10 protein-coding genes and 1 pseudogene are annotated in these 16,212 nt (G+C 64.7%); 7 read left to right on the top strand and 4 right to left on the bottom strand.

All coding sequences use genetic code 11. The annotated features are described in order from the left end of the window. Positions 1-557, top strand: a pseudogene (locus IAG41_RS22235) (1,4-beta-xylanase); the annotation flags it as partial. 232 nt (positions 558-789) lie between these two features. Here the strand turns inward: IAG41_RS22235 and IAG41_RS22230 are convergent. Next, positions 790-1,527 (bottom strand): FadR/GntR family transcriptional regulator, encoded by a 738-nt coding sequence (locus tag IAG41_RS22230; RefSeq protein ID WP_187730878.1) that lies wholly within the window; start codon positions 1,525-1,527, stop codon positions 790-792. 188 nt (positions 1,528-1,715) lie between these two features. On the opposite strand from IAG41_RS22230, the gene IAG41_RS22225 reads away from it, so the two are divergent. Genes IAG41_RS22225 through IAG41_RS22215 form a run of 3 tightly spaced genes read left to right on the top strand, consistent with a single transcriptional unit; the run spans position 1,716 to position 4,833 of the window. Continuing rightward, the gene (locus tag IAG41_RS22225) at positions 1,716-3,335 is read left to right on the top strand and encodes a sodium/sugar symporter (RefSeq protein ID WP_187730877.1); all 1,620 of its coding nucleotides are present in this window, start codon (positions 1,716-1,718) and stop codon (positions 3,333-3,335) included. Next, entirely contained in the window at positions 3,326-4,204 is an 879-nt protein-coding gene (locus IAG41_RS22220; RefSeq protein ID WP_187730892.1) for a 2-dehydro-3-deoxygalactonokinase, read from the top strand. Before IAG41_RS22225 ends, IAG41_RS22220 begins: the two co-directional genes overlap by 10 nt. Next, positions 4,201-4,833, top strand: a complete 633-nt coding sequence (locus tag IAG41_RS22215) for a 2-dehydro-3-deoxy-6-phosphogalactonate aldolase (RefSeq protein WP_187730876.1) — start codon at positions 4,201-4,203, stop codon at positions 4,831-4,833. Before IAG41_RS22220 ends, IAG41_RS22215 begins: the two co-directional genes overlap by 4 nt. Positions 4,834-4,890: 57 nt before the next feature. Here the strand turns inward: IAG41_RS22215 and IAG41_RS22210 are convergent, their stop codons facing one another. Then, positions 4,891-5,937 carry a family 43 glycosylhydrolase gene (locus IAG41_RS22210; protein WP_187730875.1) on the bottom strand — a complete coding sequence of 349 codons (1,047 nt, stop codon included), beginning with the start codon at positions 5,935-5,937 and terminating at the stop codon, positions 4,891-4,893. After that, positions 5,934-6,923, bottom strand: coding sequence for a glycosyl hydrolase family 43 (locus IAG41_RS22205; protein WP_410468102.1), 990 nt, complete (start codon positions 6,921-6,923; stop codon positions 5,934-5,936). The genes IAG41_RS22210 and IAG41_RS22205 overlap by 4 nt, the downstream gene beginning before the upstream one ends. Before the next feature lie 312 nt (positions 6,924-7,235). On the opposite strand from IAG41_RS22205, the gene IAG41_RS22200 reads away from it, so the two are divergent. Beyond that, positions 7,236-9,962 (top strand): TonB-dependent receptor, encoded by a 2,727-nt coding sequence (locus tag IAG41_RS22200; RefSeq protein WP_262408834.1) that lies wholly within the window; start codon positions 7,236-7,238, stop codon positions 9,960-9,962. A gap of 472 nt (positions 9,963-10,434) precedes the next feature. Here IAG41_RS22200 and IAG41_RS22195 read toward each other — a convergent pair whose 3' ends face one another. After that, positions 10,435-12,129 carry an ATP-binding cassette domain-containing protein gene (locus tag IAG41_RS22195; protein ID WP_187730873.1) on the bottom strand — a complete coding sequence of 565 codons (1,695 nt, stop codon included), beginning with the start codon at positions 12,127-12,129 and terminating at the stop codon, positions 10,435-10,437. 273 nt (positions 12,130-12,402) lie between these two features. Between IAG41_RS22195 and IAG41_RS22190 the strand changes: the two genes are divergently transcribed. After that, positions 12,403-14,517, top strand: a complete 2,115-nt coding sequence (locus tag IAG41_RS22190; protein ID WP_187730872.1) for an NAD(P)-dependent oxidoreductase — start codon at positions 12,403-12,405, stop codon at positions 14,515-14,517. After that, on the top strand, positions 14,514-16,163 hold the full coding sequence (locus tag IAG41_RS22185; protein WP_187730871.1) for a hypothetical protein: 1,650 nt from the start codon (positions 14,514-14,516) through the stop codon (positions 16,161-16,163). The genes IAG41_RS22190 and IAG41_RS22185 overlap by 4 nt, the downstream gene beginning before the upstream one ends. Positions 16,164-16,212: the final 49 nt, after the last annotated feature.

Below are 16,212 nucleotides of genomic sequence, written 5' to 3'. Positions count from 1 at the left end.
AAGGGGGCGGCAACTACAAGCCGACCGAAGACAAGAACAAATATGTCGCCAAGCTCTTGCCCCAGGTCTTCGACTGGGCGCGCAGCGTGGATCCGATCCAGCCGCTCACCTCGGGCGTGTGGCTCGGCGATCATTGGGACGATTTGACCAAGGTCGATGCGGTCGAGAAGACCCAGATCACCCAGTCCGACGTGATCAGCTTCCACGATTATAGCTGGCCCGAAACCTTCGAGAAGCGGGCGATGCAGATGCTCGGCTATGGCCGCCCGGTGTGGTGCACCGAATATATGGCGCGCGGCAACGGATCGACCTTCGACGGGTCGCTCCCGATCGGCAAGCGGCTGAACATCGCGATGTTCAACTGGGGCTTTGTCGACGGCAAGACCCAGACCCGCCTGCCCTGGGACAGCTGGAAGAAGCCTTATACGTCCGACGAGCCGACGATCTGGTTCCACGAGGTGTTCCGCGCCGACGGCAAGCCCTACCGCCAGGCCGAAGCCGACCTGATCAAGCGGCTGAGCGCCGCGCCCAAAGGCACGGTACCCGCGGGCCGGTGATGCGCGCTGGGCGATAGCCGGTACCCTAAGTCACAAAGGTCGCAGGTTCCTCGCGCACGAGCGCGGGGACCTGTCGTTTGAGGGCTTCGCGGAACATTGCAAGCGCAGCCCCGCCTGACCAACGGGGGCCATTCTCGTGCTCGTGCGAAAGCAGGAGCCCAGAGCCGCAAGGGAATCGTCCCTGATCCTGGGCTCCTGCTTTCGCAGGAGCACAATTGCGGCTCGACTGTCCCTAGCCCTTGGTCGTTTCGACGTGCTCGATGAGATCGAGCACGTCGCCGATCAGCGCGCGCATCGCGGTGCGCGCGGCATCGGGATCGCGCGCTTCGATCGCGTCGCGCACCGCAGCGTGATCGGCGACATTGGCGGTGCGCCCCTTGATGCGGTTGGTGAAGCGGATCGAGGTGCTGAGCGCGGTCGCCACCATGTCGCGAAACTGCGCGTAGAACGGGTTGCCGGACGCACGCAGGATCGCGACGTGGAAGGCGATGTCGGCGTCGAGCGTGTCGTCGTCGCCGCGTTCCGCCGCTTCCATCCGCGCCAGGCCGGCGGAGATCTGGGCGAGGTCCCTCTCGTCCCCGAAGCGTGCGGCGAGTGCGGCCGCCTCGGGCTCGATCGCGACGCGGAGCTGGCTGAACTGCTTGAGCAGGTCGACCGAGAATTGCCGCTCAAGCAGCCAGCGCAGCACATCGGTATCGAAAAGATTCCACGAAACCTGGGGCTGCACCACCGTGCCCTGGCGCGGCCGCGCACTGAGCAGGCCCTTGGCGGTGAGCATCTTCACCGCCTCGCGCGTCACCGATCGGCTGACGCCGTGCTGCTTGGCGAGCTCGGCCTCGGTCGGGAAGGCCTCTTGCTCGTAACGCCCGGTAACGATCGCCCGGCCCAGGCTATCGAGCATGCCATAGGTGAGGTTGCGGCCGAGCAGCGACCGTGCTTCGTCCGCGCCGGGGTTGGGATAATTTGTCATGCCTTTTGATGCCCCCTGTGCCCGGTAATGATACCGATATCCCAACCCAGCATTTGCCCGCTGTGTTGGACCCAAATTAGCCGACCCACCGCGCTGGACAAGTCCAATAAATAAGATAAATGAACAAGGCCGTCGGGGAAGGCGGGAAGAGCAGGCGAGCGCAACGTCTGCAAGGGAGTGGGAATCGCATGAGTCTCTCGCAGATCGATCTGATCGTCGTCATCGTCTACGCCATTGGTATCTTCGGCCTGGCCCAGTGGGTCAGCCGCGAGAAGGCGGGGCACGAAAAGGATTCGAGCGACTATTTCCTCGCTTCCAAGAATCTCCCCTGGTGGGCAATCGGCGCGTCGCTGATCGCGGCGAACATCTCGGCCGAGCAAATCGTCGGCATGTCCGGTTCGGGCTATGCGATCGGCCTGGCGATCGCTTCCTATGAATGGATGGCGGCGCTGACGCTGCTGATCGTCGGCAAATGGTTCCTGCCGATCTTCCTCGCCAACCAGATCTATACCATGCCGCAATTCCTGGAGCAGCGCTTCGGGCCGACGATCCGCACCGTGATGGCGGTGTTCTGGCTGATCCTCTACGTCTTCGTGAACCTGACCTCGATCATCTGGCTGGGCTCGATCGCCGTCACCCAGGTGGCCGGCGTGAACCAGGACGTGGCGCTGATCGGGCTCGGCACCTTCGCCCTGCTCTACCAGATCCGCGGGGGGCTGAAGGCAGTGGCGCTGACCGACATCGTCCAGGTGACCTTGCTGGTGCTGGGCGGGCTGGTGATCGCCTATCTGACGCTGAGCAAGATCGGCGGCGATGCGGGCGTGTTCGCCGGCTTTGTCGAGCTGACGCACCGCGTGCCCGATCATTTCGACATGATCCTGTCGCCTGACAATCCGCACTATAAGGACCTGCCCGGCATCGCCGTGCTGGTGGGCGGCATGTGGATCGCGAACCTGAGCTATTGGGGCTTCAACCAATATATCATCCAGCGCGCGCTGGCGGCGAAGAGCCTGGGCGAGGCACAAAAGGGCGTGATCTTCGCAGGCTTCCTCAAGCTGCTGATGCCGGTGATCATCGTGCTGCCGGGCATCGCCGCAGTGGTGCTCGCGCCCAACCTCGCGAAGCCCGACCAGGCCTATCCGACGATGATGGCGCTGCTGCCGACCGGGCTGCTCGGCCTCGTCTTCGCGGCGCTGATCGCGGCGATCATCGCGTCGACCGCGTCCAAGATCAATTCGATCGCTACGATCTTCACGCTCGACATTTATGCCAAGCTGAAGGGCGTGCAGACCCGCGCCGAGGACGCCACCGGCAAGCAGGCGCATGAGCGGCAGCTCGTGCTGGTCGGACGGATCGCCGCGGTGGTGGCGATCATCCTGGCGATGCTGACCGCGCGGCCCTTGCTCGGCAGCCTCGACCAGGCATTCCAGTATATCCAGGAATTCTCCGGCTTCGTGACGCCGGGCATCACCGTGATCTTCCTGCTCGGCCTGTTCTGGCCGCGCGCGACCGAAGCTGGTGCGCTGGTGGGCGCTATCGCATCCGTCGTCGTCAGCTTTATATTCTGGTTCCCGGCCAAATGGGGCGGAGTTGAGACGCTGAACGCGGTACCCTTCATCAATCGCATGGCGATCGTGTTCTTCATCGCGCTGGCGCTGGCGGTAATCGTCTCGCTGGCCAGGCCGGCGCGCCGCGAGAGCAACCTGATCACGATGCAGGGCGTCTCGTTCCGCACGACGACCGGCTTCAACATCGCGGCGGCGATCATCGTGGTGATCCTCATCGCATTGTACGCGACCTGGTGGTGAGCTTCGGGGCGCACTTCCTCGCGGTCGACTGGGGGACCACCAACCGGCGCGTCTTCCTGATCGAGGACGGCCGGGTCACGCAGACCGAGCGCGACGACAAGGGCGTAACCTCGGTCGAGGATTTCGCCGGCGAGGCGGCGGGAATCCGCGCGCGCTTCGGCGACCTGCCGATGCTGATGGCGGGGATGGTCGGCTCCAATATCGGCTGGCGGCCCGGGCCCTATGTCGCGGCGGCGGCGGGATTAGAGGAATTGTCCGCCGGATTGCTGTGGATCGACGAGCGGACGGCGATTGTGCCGGGGGTCTCGACGCTGGCGGAGGGGCGGCCCGACGTGATGCGCGGCGAGGAAGTCCAGTTCATCGGCGCGGTGGCGGCAGGGCTGGTGCCGCGGGACTCGCTGCTCGTGCAGCCGGGCACGCATTGCAAATGGGCGGAGATGGAGAACGGACGGATCGCCGGCTTCACCACCGCGATGACCGGCGAATTGTTCGCACTGCTCCGGCAGCATGGCCTGCTCGCCGCGCAGCTCGGCAGCGACGTGACGCCCGGCGCGGCGTTCCTTGCGGGAGTCGAGGAAGGGCGTTGCCTCGATCTCGCCGCATCGCTGTTCGGCATCCGCGCGGCCAAGATGCTGGGCCTCCGCGACGACAAAGATGCGGCATCCTATGCCAGCGGGTTGCTGATCGGCGGCGATGTCGCGGTGCGCCTTAGCCATGCCGGGCACGACACCGTCCATATCCTCGCCGACCCCGGGCTCGGCGGACTCTATGTCGCGGCGATCGAGGCACATGACCGCCGCGCGCAACTGGTCGACAGCCACTCCGCCTTCATCGCCGGTATCCTCGCAATCGGAAAGCACATCGCATGAGCCATATCGCTGCCTTCGACGCCGCCTTCGCCAAATGCCCGCTGATCGCAATCCTGCGCGGGGTGAAGCCCGATGAAGTGGAGGCTGTCGGCGAGGCGCTGGTCGAGGCTGGATTCACGTTGATCGAAGTGCCGCTGAACTCGCCCGATCCGCTCGACAGCGTCGCGCGGCTGGCGAAGCGTTTCGCGGGGCGGGCGGTGGTGGGTGCGGGAACGGTCCTGCACGAGCATCAGGTCGGATCGGTATTGGCGGCTGGTGGACAGATGATCATTTCGCCCAACGCGAACCTGCATGTGATCGGGACGAGCGCGGCGGCGGGGCTGGTGTCGCTGCCCGGCATCGCCACACCGTCCGAGGCATTCGCGGCGCTCGATGCGGGGGCGACCGCGCTCAAGCTGTTTCCGGCCGAGGCGGCGACGCCCGCCGTCGTGAAGGCGATGCGCGCGGTGCTGCCCAGGGACGCCCGCGTGCTGCCGGTGGGCGGGATCGCGCCGGACAATATGCAGCCCTGGCGCGATGCCGGCGCGGCAGGCTTCGGGCTGGGATCGGCGCTCTACAAGCCGGGCATGAGCGCGGCGGACGTGGGCGCCAATGCCCGCGCGTTTGTCGCGGCGCTCAAGGGATCCTGACGCCTTTTCAGTGCAATGCGAGCGGTCAGCGCCGCCTTCGGTGTGCGCCGGATTCCCTTAAGGTGCGCCGGCCGGACGAGGTAATGCCAATGCCGATCCTGCGGGTTTCGCGAAGACCGGCCTACCCTCCCTGTCCCATTCGACGCGCTGGATCCGCGGCGAGCGCTTGGGGGTGCATTGCATGCCCGGACCTGGATTGGCGTGATAGACGATCCAGGTTTCACGATCCCCCGGCGTTGTGAAAAACCCGTTATGTCCGGGCGCATAGACGTCTTGTTCCGGCGACTTCGCGATGACCGGATCGGGAGTCTTCGTCCATGCGGTTGCATCGAGCGGATCGCTGCCCGCCGGCGCGCTGAGCAGCCCGATCGCATAGTCGTCGGACCAGCACGCGCTGCCCGAATAGGTGAGATACAGTTTGCCGTTCGGAGCGCGGAGAAATTCGGGACCCTCCAATATCTGGCGACCACCCTGGCGCTCCCACGCGCGATCGGGCCGGGCGATGATCGTTTCCTTGCCCTGCAGCGTCCAGGGGTTGGCCATGGCGACGATCGCGAGTTCGCTGTCCGGGCCGACATAGGCCGAATAGGCGAAGTAGCGCTTGCCGGAATAGACGAAGGTCGTGCCGTCGATCCCGGTATGCTCGGTCTTCAACTGGCCCCGGTCGGTCCATTTCCCGCGCGTCGGATCGCGGCCGGCATTTTCGAGCACGAAGATGCCGCGATGGGCATCGTCATCGTGTCCGCTCGCGGCGGCGGTATAATAGATGTACCATTTGCCGTGGATCCGGTGCAGTTCCGGCGCCCAGATGGACTGGGCGTTCGGCCCCGCAGCCGGCGGAGTCCATACCGTGATCTCGGGCGCATCCGCCAACCGGGTGATGTCCTGGGTCTTGCGGATCGCCAGCCGATTGCCCTGCGTGTTCATGTAGTAATAGGTGGAGCCGTCGCGGACGATCCAGGGATCCGGACCGGACGGCAGCAGCGGATTGACGAAGCCTCCCGCTTCTATTGCGGTGCCCGTATTGGTCTGCGCCGTTGCCTCCGGGGCTGCCGCAAGACAGCCGGAGAACGCGGCGAGGAGAAGGATGGCGCCCCGGCTCATGGATTGGGGAACGCGTTCAGGAGCGCATCATATTGCTGGCGCGTGATGCCGATCATCGATCCATGCCGCGTACCCGCCGGCATCTCGTACCGGTTCCATTCGGGAACGCCGCTATTGCCCGACACCTGATACCAGGGCCCGTGCAAGGTGGGCGCCATCGAGAGACCGTAGCTCGTGCCCGCATACTGCTCGTAATAGAGCAGCCAGTCGGCAGCATTGGGTGCGCGGACCAGCGTCGGTGCCTCGCGGAAATTGGGGCTGAGCGATGCACCGGGCAGCGGGTACGGCCCGAGCAGATTCGCAGCACAGCTCATCCGCACGGTCTTGCCGGTCGTCCAGTCATAGGAGGGATAGCGCTCGTCCTTGATGATAGCGCAATAGCCGCCCTTGTCGTCGGGCTGGATGATCGTGTCGATCGTGGCCATGTCCCAGGTGAACAGGCGGCGCGGCTTCTCGTCGAATGTCTTGAGGTCCTTCGACTGGACATAGAGCGTCCGCTGGCTCGCCCAGTAGCGCTCGGGATCCTCGGGCGTGCCCTCGATTGAGGGCGTGTGCCAGGTCAGCAGGAACTGCCCCGAAGGCTTGTCGAAATAGAGCTTTGGCGCACCGATCCGCTGCAGCGCATGCGGGTGGTCGGGAATGTCCTTGAGGTCCGGCCGGTAGGTGCCGAACGGAGTCCAGCGGATCAGGTCGTCCGAGACCCAGAAGCGGATCAGCGGGTCGTCATCCCCCTTGTTGCCGACCAGATAAAAGCGCCCATCGCCGCCTCGCGCGATCGAGGCGTGGCCGTGATAATCCTGGGAAACCGGCCGTCCGCCGTTGATCCTTGTCCAGTGCAGCCCATCGAGGCTGACCGAATAATAGAGCACCCCATAATGCTCCTTGGTCATGTGTGCGAAGAGATACGCCTTGGCAGGATCGACATAGGGCGTGACCGGCCCGCCCGGCGCCACCTGCGCGACCGCGACCGGCGCCAGAAACCCCATCCCGATCGCAAGTCCAACACGTCGAATCCATCGATAGGGCTTCATGATTCTCTCCTGCGATTTGAAATCATATAAATAGGACAAAGTAGGCTTGTCCAGTGTGCCGCCGCGCGGTCCGCTACACGGAGATCAAACCTTTCTGGTCGGCCCGGGCCCGGCGAAATGACCCGCATCAAGCGCCTCGAAGAGTGTGAACCGGCGATGTACGTGGTATGACAAATAATACTTGTCTCATTTGACCGACGAATGTACCCGTCGCCCGCAACCGGATGTGAAAAGCCGCTGGTTCCACCGTTTCCAGGAGAGGTAGAAATGATCTCGAGATTTTGCGTCCTGTCATCCGTGTCGATGCTCGCCCTTTTGGGTGCGACGCCGGCCATGGCGCAGAACCAGTCCCCCCCGGCCGATGCGAGCGCGCAAGATCAGGGCGACGAGATCGTCGTCACCGGCATTCGCGAGTCACTGGCAAAGGCCGCCACGATCAAGCGCGATTCCCCGAACGTGGTCGATTCGATCGTCGCGGACGATATCGGCAAGTTCCCCGACCGCACGGTCGCGGCAGCGCTGCAGCGCGTGCCGGGGGTCCAGGTCACGGTTGGCGACAATAACGAGATCGTCAATCCGATTGTCCGCGGCCTGCCCGATATCCTGACCACCCTGGACGGGCGCGAAATCTTCACCGGCGTCGGCCGCGGCTTCTCCTATCAGGACCTGCCCGCCGAAGCACTGGCGGGCGCCGATGTCTACAAGTCGACCTCGGCCGACCTGATCGAAGGCGGTGTCGCCGGCCAGATCAACCTGCGGCTCCACAAGCCGTTCGACTTTGACGGCTTCACCCTCGCGGCCAATGGCCGCGCCATCTATACGAGCAACACGCAGGAGGTCAGCCCGGTCCTGGGCCTGCTCGTGTCGGATCGCTTCGATACCGGCATCGGCGAGATGGGCCTGCTGGCCGACGTCTCCTACGCGCTCAACCATTTCAATCGCCCGATTGCGTTCAACTGCGATTTCCGCAGCGGCACCCAGGGGCCTCCGGGCGCGGCCGGCGTGATTGCGCCGACCTGTGTCGGCGGCCTCAACAACGAGGGCGATTACGAGCGCAAGCAGGCGAACGTGGCGTTCCAGTGGAAGCCCTCGCCCGAGCTCCAGATCTACGCCAACGGCCTGTATACCGCCTATGAGAACAAGTCGGCCTCGTTCTTCCTGATCGACGACGTCTTTGGCGGCACGTTCAGCAACGTCACGCCGACCGACGAGTGCAAGGACTATGCGGTCAACAGCGCCGGCTTCTACGATCCGAAGGGCACGGTCCAGCACCTGTGCACCGCGCAGTCCTTCACCTCCACCAACCATGGCGGCTTCACCAGCACCCAGGCGCACCACGACAAGACCATGGTCTATGTCATCTCGGGCGGCGCGAAATATGATTCCGGACCGCTCTCGCTGGCAGCCGACATCTCGTACCAGCGCTCGCGTGTCCGCAACCAGAACTTCATCCTGGACATCTTCAAGGCCGGCAACGGTATCACCACCAACGTCAATACCAATGTCGGCGGCGGCACGGTCTATACCGACACCGCCAACGGGCTGACCGATCCGGCCAACTTCGCTTTGTCGCCGCTCAACCAGGACAATATCCGGGATCGCGGCAAGGAGTTCGCGGCCAAGGTGGACGGCGTCTATCGCCTGGACAGCTTCCTCGACAATATCCAGTTCGGTGCCCGCTTCGCCGATCACACCGCGACCCACGAACAGTCGCTGGGCGGCACCTGCGGCACGGTCTGCGGCACGCTGATCTCGGACGTGCCGTTCCTGGGCGCCGGCTTCCTCACGCATTCGTCCGGCATTCCGAGCGTGAACAACGGCTTCGGCGTGATCGTCCCCAACCAGGACCAGCTGCGCAATCCGGCGATCCAGGACCAGCTGCGCAAACTTTACGGCCTGGGCGCGGGCTTCCCGGACTTCACGCCGGACCGTTCGTTCGACGCCGCCGAGAAGACCTATGCCGGCTATGTCCAGGCGGCATACAAGGTGCCGCTCGGCGGAGCTGTCCAGCTCGATGGCCAGGTCGGCCTCCGCTACACGCGGACCGATCGCTCGATCGCCGGCGCGTCGTTCGTGACGCCGGCGGCGACTCCGGGCAACCCGAACCCTGCGCCGGTGCTGACCCCGTTCAGCGCGAAGACCAGCGACGACAACTTCCTGCCGAACGCGAGCGCCCGGCTGAAGTTCGGCGGCGGCCTGCAGGCGCGCTTCAACTATTCGCGCGCGATTTCGCGGCCGAGCTTCGGCGATCTCAACCCTGGTCTCAGCTATCTGATCTCGACCAACATCCTGATCCTTCCGGCTGGCTCGGGCGGCAACCCCGATCTGCGTCCGCAAAAGTCGGACGCGTTCGACGCCACGCTCGAATATTATTTCTCGCGCAACGGCTTCATCGCGATCGGCGGCTATTACAAGAACATCAAGGACCGCGTGATCAGCCAGAGCCAGGTCGAGACGATCGACGGCTTCGACTACAACATCACCCGCCCGCGCAACGTCGGCAAGGTGTCGCTGAAGGGCGTCGAAGTCAGCGCCCAGACCTTCTTCGATTTCCTGCCCGGCGCGCTCAGCGGCTTCGGCGTGTTCGGCAACTACACCTATGCCGATAGCAAGGTTAAAACGCCGGGCGATCCGCTGTTCGGCCAGCAGCTCCAGGGCGTTTCGAAGCATAATTTCAATATCGGCGGACTGTACGAGAAGTTCGGCCTGACTGGGCGTGTCGTCTACACCTATCGCTCGGGTTATTATGACGAGAATTACGGCGGCACCAACGTCCGCCCCGTCGGCCAGACGCTCATCCTGAACCAGGTCCGCCCGAACGGCCGCCTCGACGCCAGTGTCGGCTACGAGATCAGCAAGGGCATCACCCTGACGCTGGACGGCACCAACCTGACCCACGCCAAGTATCGCAGCTATTACGGCGACCCCGCTTTGCCGCGCGACATGCGTTTCGACGATGCATCCTATTCGTTGGGCGTATCTGCCCGGTTCTGACCGAAACCTTTCCCGACGGGTTGGCTTCCTCCGGCCAATCGATCCTCAGCGGGCCCGCTTCACAGCGCGGCCCGCATTTTCTTGTCGGTATGACCAGCAGGAGTCGCGCCGCGGCTCGGCTTTGGCGAGGCGGGCGGCGTGCCCCTTCCTGCGCGCTGATCGCCGACACCTTCCCGCCGGGCCGCCGCGGCTCGCGTTCGGCATCTTCAATCTCGGGCCAGCGATCGGCGCGGCGCGCGCGCTAGGTACAAATCTGGCCAATCGCAGTACACATTCAGCGTGCAGCCCTTGAGATCGTCGGGCCAGGCAGCGGCCACGGTAATTGACGGCGGACCGCGGATAACGCGAGCCAAGGCGCCTTTAGCACCGAGCCTTCACAAAGGCTCACCGACAATTCTTGTTGAACCACCGATCTACTCCATCCGCTCATCAGCAGGGAGTGGATTCCGCACTGACGCTCAGAAATCGTGATTCAAGCGAGCAACCCCTTGCGCGAAGGGGCCATTCGGCCATCGTGCAGCGATGCTCTGGTCTCGCGGACCAGCGGAAACTCTATCACGCTGTCGCATAGTGCCAAACTCTCGCGCCGATGCGCGGCCAGCAATATCGTGACTGCTCCGGCCATACTCGCGAGACGTTCGAGAATCACGCGCTCGCCAGCGATGTCGATGGCATTGGTTGCCTCGTCGAGCACCAGCACGGCGGGTCGTCTGAGTAGCGCCCGTGCGAGCGCCAGCCGCTGTCGTTCGCCGGCCGAAAGCATAACACCACGCTCACCGATCCTGGTGTCAAGGCCGCTGGTCAGCCTCCGCACGAGCCGATCCGCGTCAACTTGAGCAAGAGCCGCCCACATCTCCGCCTCGCCGATTCCCTCGCGTGACCAGGCGAGATTGCGTCGAATGGTGTCGTCGAACAGGAACGGTTCTTGTGCGACATAAGCCAACCGCTCGCGAAACCGCTGCAGCGTGGCGCCCGACAGCGGGTGTCCTCCCAGCGAGATTGAGCCGGATTGCGGTACCAATAGCCCGGACACGAGGTCGAGCAGCGTTGTCTTGCCCGATCCCGACGGCCCGCGAATGCCAATAAATGCGCCCGCTGGAATAACCAGGTCGACAGCATCGAGCCCCACGGCTTCAGCGGTGTGGTGGAAGCATACGCCACTGAGTGTGATCGCTCCCGCCGGCCCGTCAACGTCCGTGCCTGTGTCCGCCAGTTCGTCGACTGGTGCGGTCATCTCGAGTTCGCGCTGAAGGTCTTCTACCGCATCGAAGGCGGGTAGGCTGTGTATGATATGATGAGCCGCCTGCTGGACGATCAACGCCGGTGCGGTCGTCCGCGACAAGGCGAGGAGCAGCGTCAGCAGGACGGAGGCGGGCAGGTGAAACGCGCCCACGCCGACGAACAACGTTGCCGCGCCAACCAGAGCGGCGAGCGCCAGAGTCGCGTTGCGACCCCTGACTTGGAACTGGAGGAACAGAAGCCGGCTCCTCATCGCCGCTGCCGAGTTGACGCGCTGCTCCGCGATAAAGCCGTGTTCGAGACTCTGCGCGGTGGCGAGTTTCAAGCCGGCGAGGAATGCAAGTGCGCTGCCCGTCAGGCCAAGATTGGCGTCGGTGACGGCGCGGCCGAGGACGCGGGTGCGTCGCAAATAAGGGCTGCAGGCGAGCATTCCGAGCCCAGCGAACGTGAGTGCCAGACCGCCCGCCAAGGGTGACAGCATTGCCGCCAAAAAGGCATTGGCGACCAGCATGGTCAGCGCGACGGCACCCAGCACCACCCAATTGGCAGCGATCCCGATCTGGTGGATCTCGCCGCTCAGCGCCTGGACGATGCGCGGATGGCTGACCTGTATCAGGCGTTGCCAGCCGGCCGAGGCTAACCGCTCAATCAAGTCGAGCCGAATCGACTCAACGAATTCGAGTTGCAGGCGGCTGATATGATGGTCGCGCGCGGCTTGAACCACGCTCCTGGCAGCCATCAGCGCCACGAACAGGCCGAGCAGCAGCGACAGGCGTGTCATCTCTCCATAGCCGTCAACCAGCCGGATAAGCGGCGCGGAAATCCCTCCACCTTGGAGCGGTGCGCCTGACGCATGGATAGCGACATCGAGAATCGGCACCAGCATCAGCAACCCGACACCATCGAGCACTGCTGCCAGTGCGAGCAACAGCGCCCCCAACGCGGCTTGCCACCGCGCGAACCTCAGAAATGCGCGCGCGAACGCCAGCGCGCTATCGGCGCTCCTCGCTCTCCGGGAAAATCCGCTCGGTTCCGCCTGATGCATCGAACCATAAGTGCCGTGATTCCCGCAAGGCGTTCAATGCGGGGAGACCGGCTAGGTTAAACATTCCGAGGCTGCGCGCTAAGCATGATTTTTGGCTCGGTGACGGCTTGCGATTGAACCATCGCTCGTCCGCGACGCACTCACGTGCCGAACCTCATGACGGACCAGGGGCACACCATTCCGCTCTCTACACCTCGACCGTCGGGGCGCCCCCGTGCGCTTGTCGTCGGCGCCAGCGAGACGGCAGCATTGCTGCACCTGCCGGTACTGGCGCGGCTCCGCGATGTCGGGCGAATTGACCTTGTAGAGATTTGTGATCTGCGAGCTGACGCCGCCGAGGCAACGCGGCGCAGGTTCGGCTTTGCCAGCGATAGCGGCGACGCCGTGGCGGCGATCCATCGGCCCGACATTGATCTCGTTTACCTGCTCGGCAATGCACAGCAGCATCACGCACTCGGCATCGTCGCGCTGGCGGCAGGTAAGCACCTGTTCGTCGAGAAGCCGATCGCGCCTGGTTATACCGAAGCGTGCGCGCTGGCCGACGCCGCCCACGCGCGTGGATTGGTCGCGGTTGGCGGGCACAACCGTCGCTTCCTCGCCGCGCTTGCGAGGCTCCGCGCGCTGGCCGGCAGGGGCGGCTGGACGTATGCCGAAGCGGTCTTCCACAAGCCCGAATATGGACGCCCCCCGCCGTTCGGCGCGGCCAGCTGGCTCACTGCCAACGGCATTCATGCGCTCGATGTACTCGTCTATATGATGGGTGGCCTGCCCGACCACGTCACGGCCCAGGCTGGCGGGCCGGGAGCCTGCCCAAGCACTTTTTCGGCGCTGATGCGGTGGCCCGGTAACGCGCAAGCCGTCTTTCTGTGCGACAATTCGGCGGGCGAGAGGCGCGAAGGTTATACCTTCCATGCCCCTGGCGAGAGTTGGCGCGTGACCGAAGCGGGCTTGTCCGGGCGGCGCGACGGCGGACGACCGCCGGTGGAGTTCGACCTGTCCCCGACTGGTGACGGCTTTGCCGCTGAACACGACGCGTTTCTCGCCGCCGTCGCGGGCGGGCCGCCGCCGCCCAATACGATCGCGGCGCTTGCGCCCTCGCTGTTCCTCGCCGAGCTGATCGAGGCGGGCTATCACGGCCCTGTGCGGCTTCCCAAGCCGCGCGCGCCGGCGCGCCCGGCCCGCCGTTCCACCGTGCTACTGGCTGGCGCGGATCGGCTGCGTGGGGCGCTCGGCACGATGCCGGAGACATGGCGATTGATCTCGTCCGTGGATCTGGAGCACGCCGCGACACCGTATCCGGACGTCGTTGCCGCGCTTCTCGGCCAGGGTGCGGATCCGCTCAGCGAGGCAGCACTCGACAGGCTTCCCAACCTTGCGGTGGTCGGCACCGTCGGCCTGTCGCTCGTCCGCTACGGGCCCGACCGACTGCTGGCGCGAGGCATAACGCTGGTGAATGCCAGCCAGGCTTACGCCGAAAGCGTCGCCGAATTCGCGCTCGGCCTGGCGGTTCTCGGCCGCCGTCGCGCCTTTGTTGCGAGCCGCGCGATGCAGCGTGGCGGCTGGGGAACCGCGCAGCCCCCAACCGGTGCACGCGGCATGATGCTGCGTGGCGTCCAGGCAGCGCGCCCGATCGTCGCCGCGCTAGGGATCCAGGGGCCGGTACGACGCTTGCGGCGGCACCGGGCGCTGGCGTCGCTGTCGTCCTACACGGGGCCGAGCCGCGACCTCGCCGGTGCCCTGGTGGGGCTGATCGGCTGGGGCGCCAACGCCCGTGCCTTCTCACAACGGCTGCTCGCCACCGGCGCGCATGTGATTGTCTATTCCGATCATGCCGACCCCGTTGAGATACGCGCCGCCGGCGCCGAGCCCGCCTCGCTCGCGGCCGTGCTGGCGGCGGACATCGTATCGTTGCATCGCGGGCTGACGCCCGGCACACGCCATTGCCTCGGCGCGACCGAACTCGACCGGCTGCGGCCGGGAGCGGTGCTGATCAACGTCGCCCGCGGCGCGTTGATCGAGCCCGCTGCGCTCGTCGCCCGGCTACGCCGCGGCGACATCACCGCCTGTCTCGATACGTTCGAGCAGGAACCGTTACCGCACCGGCATCCGTTGCGGCGGCTGCCCAATGTCTTCCTGACTCCGCACATCGCCGGCGGCTCGCCCGACATGCATATCTCCGCAACGCGCGAGGTGATCGCCAAGATCGCCGCGCATCTCGACGGTGCGGCGGTCACCACGGTGACGGCCGACCGCCTGGCGACGATGACATGACGAAACTCCACCACGCCGAAGAGGGGGATGTCGATCGCCACGCGCGCAGCGCTCGCGAAGATTCCTCAGCGACGCCGCTCCAGCGGCGATACCTGGCGCTGGTCGAGGACATTGAGCGTAATTTCCCGGTGGCGCAGTGGAGAGCGGGCGACGTCGATATATGGCCGGTCGCACGTATGGACCTGTTCCTCGATATGTTCAGAACGAGTGGCGGCGATACGTCGCGACCGGCTCCGCCGTTCATCTGGCGCGCGATCACCGGGTTGGCGACTCCGCTAACCAATGTCTGGAAAAGTCGGCGCGACCTTGCCCATTGGCGGCCCTGGCCGAGACCGGCGTTCGCGGTGGTGCTCGGCGACGGCGTTTCGCTCGATCGCATCACTGGCAGTTGGCAGGATCGATTTGCCGAGCCGCTGATCGCCGCCATGGAAAAGCGTGGTCAACGCACTTTCCTGATGCAGAGCACCAATCTCAGCCGCCTTCCATGGCGCCGTCCGACCTTTGCCGCGAATGTGGTGTCGGCCTGGGGCGCGCTCGCCGGGGCACTCAGCCGGGCGCTCTCACCACATTTGCCGGATCATGAGGCAGTCCTCCGATATTTGGAAGCGCGCGGTATAAACGCCCCCTCGCTCAGCGGCGATCGGCTGGCGCGGCGTGCTCGCTTCGTTGCTCATACCGCTTCGGTTTTCCAGAAGATCCTGCGGGTTGCGAAGCCGAAGGTCGCCTTCATCGTTACCTATTATGCGGGCCTGGGCCATGCTTTCGCACTTGCCTGTCGCCGCCAAGGCATCCTGTGCGTGGATCTGCAACATTGCCCGCAGGACGGCGCGCACAAGGCGTACACCTGGTCCGCCTTGCCCGAAAATGGCTATTCGACGCTTCCGTCGCTGTTCTGGACCTGGAAGCAGGAAGATGCCGGGCATATACGGAGCTGGGCCGCAGCCTTGCCTCTGCCCTGGCATCAAAGTCTGCATGGCGGGCACACGCAACTCGCGCCATTTCTCGATGACGAAGACGAAACCACACGGATTTGGCATACCGCCTACCATGCCGTTGGCGACGGCGCAGAGTATGAGTGTGATGTTCTCGTCGCTCTACAACCGATCGGTGGGCATCGCGCGACCTGGAATGCTCTTGCGGCGCAGATCGAAGCAGCACCGCGGCGCTGGCGTTGGTGGCTCCGGCGCCATCCCTCAACAACGCCCGTTCAAGACGCCGAATATGGACGCCTGCTACAACTGCGCCAACCAAATATAGTTATTGAAGAAGCAGCATTGTTTCCGCTCCCGGCCTTACTGCCGCACATGCGCGCCATGGTCTCGCTGGCGTCCGGGGCCGCCGGAGAGGCGGCGGAATTCGGAGTGCCGGCACTATTTCTCAGCCCCGAGGCGCGGGGGCCATTTTCCGGTCTGATTGATAGCGGCCGAGCAACCATCATCAATGTCTCCACAGTTGTTGTTGAAGTCGGACGCCTTCCTGCGACCGCGCAGCGGCCAGCACCAGCTCCCGTCCCGGATATTGGTGAAACCCTGCTGCGCATTGAACAGATAGCGGAGGACTATGCCCAACTATGCGCGATGTCGCGCAGCAAGCTCACGCGCTCGTCCCATCGCGACCCCGACGTGAGGCCGTCAGCGAGATGTTGAGAAGTCTCGCACTCCCGCCGATAACAATCGATGATCAGTGTAATCGCGC

The sequence above is a fragment of the Sphingomonas sp. JC676 genome, from assembly GCF_014489075.1.
In the GTDB taxonomy this organism is placed as follows: Bacteria; Pseudomonadota; Alphaproteobacteria; order Sphingomonadales; family Sphingomonadaceae; genus Sphingomonas.
This window is presented reverse-complemented; position numbering and strand designations above follow the sequence as displayed.